Here is a 13,736-nt window from a genome sequence, read left to right on the forward strand (position 1 = left end):
CGGTGAGATGATCATCGGCGCCGGCGCCTTCCATGGCACCGGTCCGATGATCCACGCCGTCAACCCGGCGACCGGCGAGAACATGGACCCCGGCTTTGCCGGGGCCACCCCGTCCGATGTCGCGCGTGCCTGCGCCCTCGCGGCAGAGGCGTTCCCCACTTATCGTGAGACGTCGCTGGAAGTGCGGGCGCGCTTCCTAGAGTCGATTGCCGATGAGATCTTGGCGCTCGGCGATGCGCTGATCGAACGGGTTATGGCCGAAAGCGGCCTGCCCCGAGCACGGCTTGAAGGCGAACGCGGCCGGACCTGTGGCCAGTTGCGCCTTTTCGCCCAGGTAGTGCGCGCCGGTGATTTCCTCGATGTCCGCATCGACCCGGCACAGCCCGATCGCCTGCCGATGGCGCGGCCGGACCTGCGCCTGCGCAACATTGCCATCGGCCCGGTGGCCGTGTTTGGCGTCTCCAACTTCCCGCTCGCCTTTTCCGGCGCCGGCGGTGACACGGCATCCGCCCTGGCGGCCGGCTGCCCGGTAGTGGTCAAGGCCCATTCGGCCCATCCGGGCACCTCGGCGCTGGTCGCCTCGGCCATTCGCACTGCCATCGAGGCATCCGGCCTGCCTGAAGGCGTTTTCTCGATGCTGTTCGGCACTGGCGGGGATGTCGGCGCCGCCCTGGTCGCCGATCCACGGATCAAGGCCGTGGGATTTACCGGATCGCGCGGCGGCGGTGTCGCCCTGATGCAGATCGCGGCCGCGCGGAAAGAGCCGATCCCCGTCTATGCCGAAATGTCGAGCATCAATCCCGTCCTGCTTTTCCCCGGAGCGCTCGCTGCGCGGGGCGAGGAAATCGGCAAGAGCTTTGCGGGCGCGCTGCAACTGGGCGCTGGCCAGTTCTGCACCAATCCGGGCTTTGTCATCGCAATCGATACGCCTGATGTCGCGAATTTCGTGAAGGGCGCCTGCGCAGCTATCGATGGTGGGGCCGCACAGACCATGCTGACCCCGTCGATCCACGCCGCCTATGACAGGGGCGTGGAGGCTCTGGCAGGGCATGAGGATGTGACGACGCTGGTTCGCGGGGCGCAGCCGACCGGCCCCAACCAGGCAAGGACCGGGCTGTTCGAGGTCAAGGCCGACAGCATCGGCTCAGAGCCTGGGCTGCTGCACGAGATTTTCGGCGCGACCTCGCTCATGACGCGCGTTCGCGATGTCGATCAGTTGCGCGACCTGCTTGTGGATATTGAAGGCCAACTGACCATTTCCATCCACATGGAGGAAAGCGATCATGATGCGGTCGCAACCCTGCTGCCGGTGATGGAGGAAAAGGCAGGACGCATCCTCGTCAATGGTTTCGGCACCGGTGTCGAAGTGAGCCATGCGATGGTGCATGGCGGCCCCTTCCCGGCGACGTCCGACAGTCGAACCACATCGGTCGGCACGCTGGCGATCCGGCGTTTCCTGCGTCCGGTCTGTTATCAAGACATGCCGCAATCCCTGCTTCCAGAAGCGCTGCGCGCCGACAATCCGCTCGGACTGTGGCGGATGTCGGACGGAATGATGGGCCGGGACTGAACGCCCGCGACAAGGACGGGCGCATAGAGGCATAATGGAGAGGCAAATGGAAAAGAGTTCACGTCCCACACGGCCTGGCAACAGCCATGTCCGCTACTGGATCGTCGCCATGCTGTTTCTGCTGACGACAATCAACTTCGCGGATCGATCGGCCATGTCGATTGCGGGTCCGGCCCTGAAGGGTGAGCTGGGCATCACCTCGACGGAGCTGGGCTATATCTTCTCCGCCTTTGCCTGGAGCTATGTGGTCGCACAAATCCCCGGCGGCGCGCTGCTCGATCGCTTCGGATCTCGCAAAATGTATATATTCGCGATCCTGGGCTGGTCGACCTGCACCTTCGCTTCTGGTTTCGCTTCCTATCTCGCCCCCGGCTCCGCCGTGATCGCGCTCTTCATCCTGCGCCTTGCCCTTGGTGCGGCCGAGGCTCCCTCTTTCCCCGCCAACGCCCGCCTTGTTGCCGCCTGGTTCCCCGACCGCGAGCGCGGCACGGCAAGCGCGATCTTCAACACAGCCCAATATGCAGCCCTGATCTTCTTCGCACCACTAATGGGCTGGATCGTCGACACCTATAGCTGGCACTATGTCTTCTTCGTGATGGGCAGCGTGGGTTTCGTAGGCGCGCTGATCTTTGCAACCGTCGTCCATGCGCCGGCACGCCATCCGCGCATTACCAGGACGGAGTTCGACTTTATCGAAGCCAATGGTGCGCAGGTTCAGCTCGATGCCGCCGCCACGGCGCCCAAACAGCCTTTCAGCTGGAACATCGTCGGCCAGTTGCTGACCAACCGCATGCTCATGGGCATCTATATCGGCCAATATTGCATCACGGCGCTGACCTTCTTCTTCTCGACCTGGTTCCCGGTCTATCTTGTGCAGGGGCGTGGCCTCTCCTACACAGCGGCCGGTTTCGGTGCAGCCATCCCCGCCATTGCCGGCGTTGTCGGCGGCGTGATCGGCGGCGTGCTGTCCGACCGGCTCATCGCCAGCGGCAAGAGCGTGACCTTTGCACGCAAGCTGCCGGTTGTTCTGGGCATGGCCTGCGCCACGTCGATCGTCCTGTGCAACTTCACCGACAACCTGACCCTCGTCATCGGTCTCATGGCCCTGTCCTTCTTCGGCAAGGGCGTCGGCGCACTGGGCTGGGCGATCATGTCGGACGCAGCGCCGCGGGCCGTCACGGGGCTGGCCGCAGGCATCTTCAACATGTTCGGCAATATCGCCGGCATCACCACGCCGATCGTCATCGGTTATATTCTCGACGCCACCGGGTCTTTTGACCTGGCCCTTGTTTTCGTCGCCGCGCATTCGATCATGGCGATCGTGAGCTATCTGTTCATCGTCGGACCGATCAAGCGCTTCACCGTAACCCTGCCGGAACAGAAGGCGAGCGACGCTTCCCTTCCCTCTGCAAAGCACGCCTGAGAGATGACCATGCTTGACACAATTTTCCCCGCTCACACCTTCAGCGGCGCCCCTGTCGTCACCGACATGAAGGTGATCCCCGTCGCCGGGCGCGACAGCATGCTGCTGAACCTTTCCGGCGCCCATGCCCCCTTCTTCACCCGCAACATCGTGATCCTGACCGACAATGCCGGCAATAGCGGCGTTGGCGAAGTTCCGGGCGGCGAGAAAATTCGCCAGACGCTGGAGGATGCCCGCGAACTGATCGTGGGCAAGGGTATCGGCACCTATGCCAATATACTCAACGTCATGCGCACGACCTTTGCCGACCGGGATTCAGGCGGCCGTGGCCTGCAAACCTTTGACCTGCGCACGACCATTCATGCCGTGACCGCCGTCGAAAGCGCGATGCTCGACCTTCTTGGCCAGCATCTGGGCGTCCCGGTTGCCGCCCTGCTCGGCGAAGGGCAACAGCGCGACAAGGTCGAGATGCTGGGCTATCTCTTCTTCGTGGGCGATCGCAACAAGACCGATCTGCCCTATGGCGACGGATCAGGCGCCACTGACGACTGGACGCGACTGCGCCATGAAGAGGCCCTGACCCCCGAGAGCATCCGTCGCTTCGCTGAGGCCGCCTATGAGCGCTATGGCTTCAAGGATTTCAAGCTGAAGGGCGGCGTCCTGTCCGGCGACGAGGAAATCGAAGCAGTGACCGCCATCGCTCGCCGGTTCCCCGATGCCCGGGTGACGCTGGATCCCAACGGCGCCTGGAGCCTGGAAGAGGCAGTCCGCCTTTGCAAGGGACGCGGCGATGTGCTGGCCTATGCGGAAGACCCTTGCGGCGCCGAAAATGGCTATTCGGGTCGCGAAATCATGGCCGAATTCCGCCGCGCAACCGGCCTGCCCACGGCAACCAACATGATCGCGACCGATTGGCGGCAGATGGCGCATGCTCTGGCGCTCCAGTCTGTCGACATTCCACTTGCCGATCCACACTTCTGGACGATGCAGGGCTCGGTCCGGGTCGCACAGACCTGCCGCGACTGGGGCCTGACCTGGGGGTCGCACTCCAACAATCATTTCGACATTTCGCTCGCCATGTTCACCCATGTCGGCGCAGCAGCGCCCGGCAAGGTGACGGCGATCGACACGCACTGGATCTGGCAGGACGGCCAGAACCTGACCCGAGAGCCCCTCAAGATCGAGGGTGGCCTGGTTGCGGTTCCTGAACGACCGGGCCTCGGGATCGAACTCGACATGGATGCGGTCGAGGCAGCCCATCAACTCTACAAAAAATATGGCCTGGGCGCGCGCGACGACGCGATGGCGATGCAATATCTGGTCCCGAACTGGACCTTTGACAACAAGAAGCCCTGCCTGGTCCGCTAAGGCGGGTCCAGCCAGCAGCCTCCACAAGAAAGACAATCCCGCGCCCGGATCCAATGCGATCCGGGTGGACGGGGATGCATGGCCGCAAGAGGCGCGGCGGAGAGGTTTATGAGCATTTCCCTTATCCCCCTGCTCCTGATGGGCGCAGGCGCGGCGGAAGCCGCCACTGAAGCGAAGGATGTCCCGCCGCAACCCGCCGCAACTTCCTCCCCCACATTGCCGGCGCCGCCCGAAAAGCCGCGAGCGGCGAGTGAAGGCGGTGGCGAGGACGGCGGCGGTCGCGGCCGGCTATTGGGCGACTGGGGTGGCCTGCGCAGCACGCTTGTCGATGCCGGCATCATACCGAGCCTGGTCTACACCGCCCACACCGTCACCAATGTCCGCGGCGGCACCCAATCAAAGTTCATGAACGCGGGGCAGTTCGTCGCAGGCCTGCGCTTCGACCTCGACAAGATCGCCGACCTGCCGGGGACATTCCAACTGGGCATCGTCAAGCGCTATGGTGAGAGCTTCAACCAGAAAAGCGGCATCAATGCCCTGGTCAATCCCATGTCGATCCAGGGGCGCGGCGAAACCTTTCGCATCAGCCAGCTCTGGTATCGCACGAAGATCGGCAAGCTCGACGTGAAACTTGGCCGCATGTTCCTCAACGAGGATTTCAATCCGGGCCGCTGCGACTTCATCAGCGGCTATTTCTGCCTTGGCGAGAACACACGTTCCAACTCGACCATCTGGCCCACCAGCCCGGTCAGCATGTGGGCCGCAAGGTTGCAATATGCCGTGCGCAAGGACGTGACGGTCAAGGGCGCGGTCTACCAATATAATCCCAAGAATCTCAATATGGAGCGCAACTTCTATATCGGCTGGAAAGGCGCGACGGGCATCGTTGCGCCGTTCGAGATCAATTATACCCCGCGCTTCGACGGCAAGGCCGGCAACTATGCCATTGGTCTATTCTACTCCAACGCCGACATGAATGACCCTATCCTCAACAGCGATCATCAGCTTCGAGCCGTCTATGGCGGCACGCCGCTGATCCGCCACAATGAATGGGGCGCCTATTTCAATGCCCGACAGACCGTCCGCAAGGCAGCCGCCGACGGATCGGGGCGGCTCGACATCTTCCTCAACGGTTCCTTCCTGTCTGAACAATCCACGCCCAACAACAGCGCGATCGCAATGGGCCTAAGCTATACCGGCCTCATACCCGGCCGCCCGCGTGACGAGCTTGGCCTGGCATTCGGCCGCGGCCGCGTGAACGACCGGATCACCGATGCGGCCCGATATATCAACGATAACGGCCTTGGCCATCAGCCCGTCCGCACCGCCGAATATGTGGCTGAAGCCTATTATGGCATCGGCGTTCTGCCAGGTTTCACGATCCAACCCGACATCCAGTTCATCTTCCAGCCGCGGGGCGATCCGGGTGAACGCAATGCCATATTGCTGGGCGCCAGAACCCAAGTCAGCTTCTGAGAAAGGAATGGCCGCCATGGTCCCTGTCGTCACCAATGGTTCGCTGTCACCCTGGCTGCATGAGGGGCTGTCGGCGCGCCATGCTATCCACAGGCTAGACGAGCTTCCACACGCGATCCGCATGGAAGCCCCCATATTGGTGACCACCGGCGTCGCAGGGGCCGACGCATCGATCATGGATGCATTACCGGCCTTGCGCCTGATTGCCGTCCACGGCGTGGGAGTGGACGCCGTCGACCTCGACCATGCCCGCCGGCGCGGCATAGCTGTCACGAACACGCCAGACGTGCTGACAGACGATGTCGCGGACATGGCGGTCCTGCTGCTGCTGTCGACGGCCCGGCGGGCGATGCTCAATGATGCAACGGTGCGCCGGGGCGGCTGGACCAGCCCATCGGGCCGGCGCGTCAGCGGCATGCGAATAGGTATATTGGGCCTGGGCAGGATCGGTGGCGCAATCGCACGCAGGCTGGAAGGCTTTGGCTGCGATATTTCCTATCACAACCGCCGGTCGCTGCCCGATTGTCCCTATGCCTATCGTGACAGCCCAGCTGATCTGGCCCGAGAATGCGACGCCATGATCATCGCAGCGTCTGGCGGAGGCGAGTGCCTGGTCGACGGCGCGGTGCTGGATGCGCTGGGCCCGGATGGCTTTCTCATCAATATCGGGCGCGGTTCAACCGTCGACGAGACCGCACTGATCGACGCCCTCGAACAGGGCCGGATTGCCGGCGCTGGCCTCGATGTTTTTGCAAGCGAACCTCATGTGCCCACGCGCCTCATCGCCCTCGATACCGTTGTTCTGCAGCCCCATCAGGCCAGCGCGACGATCGAAACACGCGTGGCGATGGCCGATCTGGTCCTGCGCAATATCGCCAATTTTCTCGCAAACGCCCCCCTGGACACGCCCGTCTGAAAAGACATGGTTGCGCCCGCCGCAACCGGCGGAACCTTGTTCGCAGTTGCGAAAGCGGCCACCAGGTCTAGATGCACGCTCCGTGAAGCGGCTTGTCGCCGTCCAAGGAGTTTCATCATGCTTGCCGCCATCATCAAGGCCCTTCAGCTTGTCGCTGCCCCCCTGTGGCTGCCGACGGCCTGATTGAGAAATGCCTGTGTAAAAGGGGCTGGCTTTACACGAAGCCAGCCCCTTTTGCGTTCAGGCGGTGATGGTTTCGCTCGACACCGTCCAGGCATGGGCCTGATCGCTCAGCGAAATGCCGATACCCGGACGCGGCGGCACGACCATGCGCCCATCCTTGAGTTCCAGCCGCTCGTTGAAAAGCGGCTCCAGCCAGTCGAAATGCTCGACCCAGCTATCATGCGGATAGGCCGCCGCAAGGTGGATATGCAGTTCCATGAAGAAATGCGGCGCAAGCTTCATATGCTTCTGCTCAGCCATCGTCATGATCTTGAGGAACTGGGTGATGCCGCCCACGCGGGGCGCGTCGGGCTGGATGAAATCGACCGCATCGAGCTGCACCAGTTCGAGATGCTCCTGCGCTGATGACAGCATCTCCCCGGACGCGATCGGCGTATCCAGGGCTGCGGCAAGCTGGGCATGGCCCTGCGCATCATAGGCGTCGAGCGGCTCTTCAATCCAGACGAGGTTGAACTGTTCCATGATGCGCCCGATGCGCAGCGCAGTCGGGCGGTCCCATTGCTGGTTCGCATCCACCATGAGCGGAAAATCGCCCAGTTGCTCGCGAACCGCGGCAACCCGGCGAAGATCCTCCATCGGGTCGGGCTGGCCGACCTTGAGCTTGATGCCGCCAATGCCGGAAGCAACCGAAGCCTGGCAGTTTTCCAGGACCTCCTCGATCGGTGAGGACAGGAAACCGCCCGATGTGTTGTAGCAGCGGACCGTATCCTTGTGGGCGCCGATCAGCTTGGCCAGCGGCAGTCCGGCGCGCTTCGCCTTCATGTCCCACAGCGCGATGTCGAACGCTGCGATCGCTTGGGTGGCCAGACCGCTACGGCCGACCGACGCCCCGGCCCAGGCCAGTTTTGTCCAAAGCCGGGCGATGTCGCTGGGATCCTCGCCAATCAGATTTCCAGCAATTTCACGCGCATGGGCGTAAAGGCCAGGGCCACCTGCTCGCTTGGAATAGCTGATGCCAAGCCCCGAATATCCGCCTTCGGTTTCGATTTCGGCGAACAGGAACGCAACCTCGGTCAGCGGCTTCTGGCGGCCGGTCAGCACCTTGGCATCGCTGATCGGGCGCTTGAGCGGCAAGAACGCCAGGCTGACCTTTACCGACTTTATCCGGTCCAGCGTGGCTGCATCAGCAGGAAATCCTGCCTGTAGGGGGTTGGCGGGAATGATGCGCTTTTCAAACATGCAAGGCTCTCCTGTGATCGAATGATCCAAGAGCTAAAGCGCACAAAGCAGCCGGTCCAAACGCGAATTTTCATCGGATCGATGCAATAATTGCATCGGATTTCAGGCACTCAGGTCCCCAGAAGTTCGATTAAGGGCTGCGTGAGCGCGTTGGTCGGACGGACATGGCGGCAGGCATGCCATTCCGCCCGCTCATCGAGGGACAAGGACTTGAAGACGATATTGTCAAACGACGCGCTGGCGCTGCCGGCGGGCACGATCGCCACCCCCATTCCGGTACTGACGAGCGCCAGAATGGAATGCGTTCTCTTCATGCTCTGGATGACCCGCGGCACTGCGCCTGCACGATCCAATATCCCGGCGATCAGGTCCCGCAAGTAGAGGCCGGCCTCGGAATATCCGACAAACGCCTCATCGTCCAAATCGGCGATTTTCAATTTGCGCTTGACGGCCAGTCGGTGACCAGCAGGCACGGCAAGGGCCAGCGGTTCGCTGAATATGCATTGATTGACGATGTCCGCTTCGTGCGGGAGCGGCCGCACGAAGCCAATATCCAGTCGGTGGAACGCCACCTCTCGCATTTGCTCCGAAGAACTCAGCTCGACAAATTTGAAGGCTACTCCAGGCCAGTCCCGGATCGTCCGTTGAATGAGGCGCGGAATGAGCGTGTAGGATGCGGCCCCGTCGAAACCCACGGTGATCGTACCTGCCAATGTCCCGGCAGCCTTTTGCGCCGACCGTCTCGCCTCTTCCATGTCGGCCAACAGTAACTGCACCTTGGGAAGAAATGCGATGCCTGCGGCCGTCAGGGTGATCCTCCGGCCTTCGCGGTGGAACAACGGGACGCCGACATCGCTTTCTAACTGTTGGATCCGGCGGGTCAGCGCCGGTTGGGTAATCAGCAATTCGCGCGCCGCTTGCCCGAAATGCCTTAGCTGCCCCAGGATCAGGAATGAACGGAGTTGAGCATGGTCGAACATCGGCAATGCTTATGACATGTGCACCGCTCTCATCAACAAGCTGGGCGCCACTCGGGATCGGCATTGCAAAATCAACGCTGTGGCCGAGCTGAACGAGAACCTATGTATCCGACTTTCGGGGAGGGAGATTCCGACCCTTATGAAACACTCAGCGGTCGTGTCCCACGGGGTGGTGTAGGAAGGTTTCTCTGAGAGGGTGGCCACCGTCGATCTTCTGGTAGGGTTCGGATGCGAACTCGAACCTGGAGAAGAAGACGATGACCGACGACAGAATGGCCCTTGTTGAGCTGATTGAGCAAGGGGCAGACAGCGATTTGGTGCGCGATATGCTGGCATTTGCCGCCGAGCGCATGATGGATCTGGAGATTGAGGCCAGAACGGGTGCGGCTGCGGGCAGTCGCAGCCCGGCGCGGCTCAACCACCGCAACGGCTATCGCGAACGGGGCTGGGACACTCGGGCCGGCCGGATCGAGCTGGCGATCCCCAAGCTCAGGAAGGGCAGTTACTTCCCGAGCTTCCTTGAGCCACGCCGCACGGCTGAGAAGGCGTTGGCGGCGGTGATCCAGGAAGCCTACGTCCACGGTGTCTCGACTCGCTCGGTCGACGATCTGGTCAAGGCGATGGGCGCCAGCGGCGTCTCGAAGAGCCAGGTGAGCCGTCTGGTGGCCGAGATCGACGAACGGGTGAACGCCTTCCTGCAGCGGCCGATCGAGGGCGAGTGGCCCTACCTGTGGATCGACGCCACCTACCTCAAGGTCCGCGAGGGCGGGCGGATCGTCTCGACGGCGGCGATAATCGCCGTCGGCGTCAACACCGATGGTCGGCGCGAGGTTCTGGGCGTTGCCACCGGCCCTTCAGAAGCGGAACCCTTCTGGAAAGCCTTCCTGCGCTCGCTCGCCGACCGGGGACTTCGCGGGGTAAAGCTGGTCATCGCGGACGACCACAAGGGGTTGCGCGCCGCCGCCAGCAAGGTGTTCGCCGCGAGCCAGCAACGCTGCCGGGTCCACTGGATGCGCAATGCGCTGGCACATGCCGCGCCCAAGCAGCGACCGGCAGTCATCGCCATGATCAAGACGATCTTTGCGCAGGAAACGGCTGAAGCGGCTCACCAGCAATGGGAACAGGTCGCCGATGCCCTGCGCGAGAAGTTCCCGAAGCTGGCCGACATGATGGCCGGATCGCGCGAGGACGTGCTTGCCTACATGACCTTCCCGAAGGAGCACTGGGCGCAGATCGCGTCGACCAACCCGCTGGAAAGGGTGAACAAGGAGATCAAGCGAAGGGCCGATGTCATCGGCATCTTTCCGAATGACGCCGCCGTCGTCCGCCTCGTCGGAGCACTCATGCTGGAACAGAATGATGAGTGGGCGGTGTCACGCCGTTACATGACGCTGGAAACCCTCGGCTCGGTAAGCCATAACCCCATTGTCAGCCTGCCAGCTCTGGCTGCCTGACCCGAACCTGATCCTACTGCGGATCGACGGTTCCTACACCACCCCGTGGGACACGACCCACTCAGCCGTCAACTTTCGTTGACCAGTTCCGGACGTTCCGGTTCAACAGCTCTCGACCAACGTTGGCCATTCAAGTCATCTCCCGTCAACGCCCGATCCTGACAAAATTGGTTCGATCAAAGAAACCCGGATCGCATGAAAATTGGGGAATCAGAAATTGGCGGCGACGATCTGTTGGCTGATGCTGCCGAAAGGGGATTTCTTGTTTCCAGATGCGACAAGCGAAACGCGATCGCCGAATCTGAGGAAAGATGTTTGGGGTTTACCTTGCTCGATCATCTCGATCGCGCGGCGTTCGGAGATGCAGCAGGAGCCGAGCGTTGCATAATCGGCATTGGACACGGTGCCCGACCCGATGATGGTGCCTGCAACCAGATCGCGCGTGCGGGCGGCATGGGCGACAAGCTCGTGAAAGCCGAATGCCATTTCGCCGCCATGGGGATTTCCGAACCAGGCGCCGTTGACATGAACCTCCAGCGGAAGGTGGACGCGGCCGTCCTGCCAGGCCTCGCCCAGTTCATCGGGCGTGACCGCAAAGGGCGCCACTGAACAAGCCGGCTTGGCCTGAACCCAGCCGAACCCGGTCTTCATCTCGATCGGCGCGATCGCGCGCAGCGACCAGTCGTTGATGAGCAGGACCAGCTTGATATGCGATAGCGCGTCCTGTGCGCTGGTGCCCATCGGCACGGCATCGGTAATGACGCCGAACTCGCCCTCGAAATCGATCCCGTCAGCTTCGCTGGGAAGTCGCACATCCTGCGTTCCGGACAGGAAGCGATCGGACAGGCCCTGATACATGAGCGGCCGGTCGGTCTCGATCGGCGGCAGGTTGAACGCCTTCTGCATCAGCTCGCCATGCTGCGGGAAAGCGGAACCGTCGAGCCATTGCCAGGCGCGGGGCAGGGGGGCGAGCAGCCGGCTTTCGTCCAGCACATCGCCTTCCCCCTGTTCCAGCCGGTCGGCCAGCCGGCGCAGCGCCGGTTCGACGCTGTCCCATCGCTCGATCGCCTGCTGCAGCGTGTCAGCAATGCCGTCCGCAGGCAGGCAGCGACGCGCATCGCGGGAGACGACGATCAGGCAGCCGTCCGGCTGGCCGTTGCTGAGGGTGGCAAGGCTCATCTCTATTCCTCGAAGATTGCGACCGCGCGGGTCCAGCCGGCCGACGCGCCCTTGATCTTGTGCGGGAAGCAACTGACCATGAAGCCATGGCCGGGCAGGCTTTCCAGATTGTGCAGCTTTTCCAGGTGGCAATAGCCGATGTCGCGGCCGGCCTTGTGCCCTTCCCAGATCAGCGAGGTGTCGCCGGTTTCCTTCACCTTCTGCGCGGTATAGCTGAACGGCGCATCCCAGGACCAGGCATCGGTGCCGGTGACGCGCACGCCCCGCTCGGTCAGGTAGATGGTCGCCTCGTATCCCATGCCGCAGCCGCGATTGACATAATCGGGCTGGCCCAGCGCCGTGCCGGCCGCGGTGTTGACCAGCACGATGTCGAGCGGCTGGAGGCTGTGGCCGATGCGGCCCAGTTCCGCTTCGACATCGGTGGCGGTGACGACATAGCCATCGGGGAAATGGCGGAAGTCGAGCTTCACGCCGGGCTGGAAACACCATTCCAGCGGCACCTCGTCGATCGTGATCGATCGCTGCGGTTCGCCGTCGCGGCCGTCCATGGTCGGATGGAAATGATAGGGCGCGTCTAGATGCGTGCCGCTATGGGTGGTCAGCTTCACCCATTCGGATGCCGCGAAACCGGCGCCGTCGGGCGTGTCCTGCGCCGTGACGCCGGGGAAGAACATCGCCAGCTCATGCGCGGTGTCGGCATGGGTCTGATAGGTGATTTCGGGCTTCAGAAACGGCGGGTCGCTGACCACATCGTTGCACAGCATGATCGACAGATCGACGAAGCGGCGGGTCATGCGGTCTCGCCTCCCAGCGTTTCGGCGAACCAGTCGGCGATGCAGTCGCGGCCATAGGCCATATTGTCCGCGCCGACATGTTCGACACCGCCTTCGCGCGGCGTGAAGATCCTCTTTTCGCGGCGGGGGGAATTGATGAGCTGATCATAGAGATCGTCGGCATAATCGACACTGATCTGGCGATCCTGCGCGCCATGGGTGACCAGGAAGGGCACCTTGATGCGATCCATATGGCCATTGAGGTTCATCGCTTCGGATTTGGCCAGGAAGTCCGCCTGATCCTTCGCCCCGAACGCCCAATGGACATGCGCCCAATAATGGGGGACGGGGTTTTCGCCCTCGCGCGCCATGCGCTTGTCCTGCACTTCGCGCCAATTATGGTTGGCGCCCCAGACCGCGCCGCTGGCAAAGCGCGGTTCATAGGCGACGGCGCGCGGCGCGAAATGTCCGCCCAGCGAAATGCCGGTCAGGCCGATCGCCCGGCCATCGACATCGGGTTGCTGTTCCAGCCAGTCGACCGCCTTGCTGGCCCAGCTTTCGCTGTGCGGATCGACGGGCAGATTCTGGAGCCGCAATGCTTCGCCTGAGCCGGGCTGGTCGACGCAGAGCGTGGAAATGCCACGCCGCGCCAGTTCCTGCGGCAGGCGCGTCCAGTAGAGCAGTTCCTTGCAGCTATCGAGCCCGTTGCAGAAGACCACGACCGGCTTTCTTCCCTCGCCCTGCGCGCGGGTTAAGAGGGCGGGCATTGTTCCCGTCGCCAGCGGTATCTCGACCCGCTCGCGATTGATCCGGCCCAATACCGTCGACCGGTCAAAGGCTGCGCGTGCCTTGGCATAAGTCGCCTCCCGGCCCGGCGCGCCATGGCCCTGCATCCGCTCGGCGGTGATCAGATAGAGCGCGGCGCGTTCCATCTTGTTGGAGGCGGAGAAGAGCCGGCCCTGCGCCTCATCCTGCGCCGCCAGTTCCAGCAGCTTGTCGCCCATCGCAGCCCAGGCCTTCATGAACATGGGCGTGCCCGCATCGGCGCCGCTGTCGGCGGCGTCGCGGATCGGCTTGCACATGTCGATGATCTCGCCGAGCTGCGCGCCCGATTCCATCGCGATCGCGACCGACAGGTTCCAGATATAGTTGGGGAAATATTCGAACAGTGCCAC

Annotated in this window: 11 protein-coding genes; 6 read left to right on the forward strand and 5 right to left on the reverse strand. The window is 62.7% G+C overall.

From position 1 onward, the window contains the following. Window positions 1-7 precede the first annotated feature (7 nt). From U0025_RS09365 to U0025_RS09385, 5 genes are all read left to right on the forward strand, one after another. Window positions 8-1,570, forward strand: a complete 1,563-nt coding sequence (locus U0025_RS09365; RefSeq protein ID WP_037491592.1) for an aldehyde dehydrogenase (NADP(+)) — start codon at window positions 8-10, stop codon at window positions 1,568-1,570. 46 nt (window positions 1,571-1,616) lie between these two features. Then, window positions 1,617-2,993 carry an MFS transporter gene (locus U0025_RS09370; protein WP_004207090.1) on the forward strand — a complete coding sequence of 459 codons (1,377 nt, stop codon included), beginning with the start codon at window positions 1,617-1,619 and terminating at the stop codon, window positions 2,991-2,993. Window positions 2,994-3,002: 9 nt separating this feature from the next. Then, a complete protein-coding gene (gene gudD / locus U0025_RS09375; protein WP_004207092.1) occupies window positions 3,003-4,361 on the forward strand; it encodes a glucarate dehydratase in 1,359 nt (452 codons plus the stop codon). 108 nt (window positions 4,362-4,469) lie between these two features. Then, window positions 4,470-5,837, forward strand: coding sequence for a carbohydrate porin (locus U0025_RS09380; RefSeq protein WP_004207093.1), 1,368 nt, complete (start codon window positions 4,470-4,472; stop codon window positions 5,835-5,837). Window positions 5,838-5,853: 16 nt separating this feature from the next. Next, window positions 5,854-6,753, forward strand: coding sequence for a 2-hydroxyacid dehydrogenase (locus U0025_RS09385; protein ID WP_004207094.1), 900 nt, complete (start codon window positions 5,854-5,856; stop codon window positions 6,751-6,753). A gap of 240 nt (window positions 6,754-6,993) precedes the next feature. Here U0025_RS09385 and U0025_RS09390 read toward each other — a convergent pair whose 3' ends face one another. Both U0025_RS09390 and U0025_RS09395 read right to left on the reverse strand, forming a co-directional pair. Beyond that, window positions 6,994-8,175, reverse strand: coding sequence for an L-talarate/galactarate dehydratase (locus tag U0025_RS09390; protein ID WP_004207095.1), 1,182 nt, complete (start codon window positions 8,173-8,175; stop codon window positions 6,994-6,996). Window positions 8,176-8,285: 110 nt separating this feature from the next. After that, entirely contained in the window at window positions 8,286-9,155 is an 870-nt protein-coding gene (locus U0025_RS09395) for a LysR family transcriptional regulator (RefSeq protein WP_004207096.1), read from the reverse strand. Between the two features lie 257 nt (window positions 9,156-9,412). Between U0025_RS09395 and U0025_RS09400 the strand changes: the two genes are divergently transcribed. Then, window positions 9,413-10,609: an IS256 family transposase gene (locus U0025_RS09400; RefSeq protein ID WP_004207098.1), complete on the forward strand. Its 1,197-nt coding sequence runs from the start codon at window positions 9,413-9,415 to the stop codon at window positions 10,607-10,609. A gap of 210 nt (window positions 10,610-10,819) precedes the next feature. Here U0025_RS09400 and U0025_RS09405 read toward each other — a convergent pair whose 3' ends face one another. The 3 genes from U0025_RS09405 to U0025_RS09415 are packed head-to-tail and all read right to left on the reverse strand — an operon-like array spanning window position 10,820 to window position 13,736. After that, window positions 10,820-11,788, reverse strand: coding sequence for a fumarylacetoacetate hydrolase family protein (locus tag U0025_RS09405; protein ID WP_004207099.1), 969 nt, complete (start codon window positions 11,786-11,788; stop codon window positions 10,820-10,822). A 2-nt stretch (window positions 11,789-11,790) separates the two neighbouring features. Beyond that, complete coding sequence (locus tag U0025_RS09410; RefSeq protein ID WP_004207102.1) at window positions 11,791-12,582, reverse strand: cyclase family protein; 792 nt, start codon at window positions 12,580-12,582, stop codon at window positions 11,791-11,793. Next, the gene (locus tag U0025_RS09415; protein ID WP_004207104.1) at window positions 12,579-13,736 is read right to left on the reverse strand and encodes an alpha/beta hydrolase family protein; all 1,158 of its coding nucleotides are present in this window, start codon (window positions 13,734-13,736) and stop codon (window positions 12,579-12,581) included. The genes U0025_RS09410 and U0025_RS09415 overlap by 4 nt, the downstream gene beginning before the upstream one ends.

It is taken from the genome of Sphingobium yanoikuyae (assembly GCF_034424525.1).
Lineage (GTDB): Bacteria > Pseudomonadota > Alphaproteobacteria > Sphingomonadales > Sphingomonadaceae > Sphingobium > Sphingobium yanoikuyae.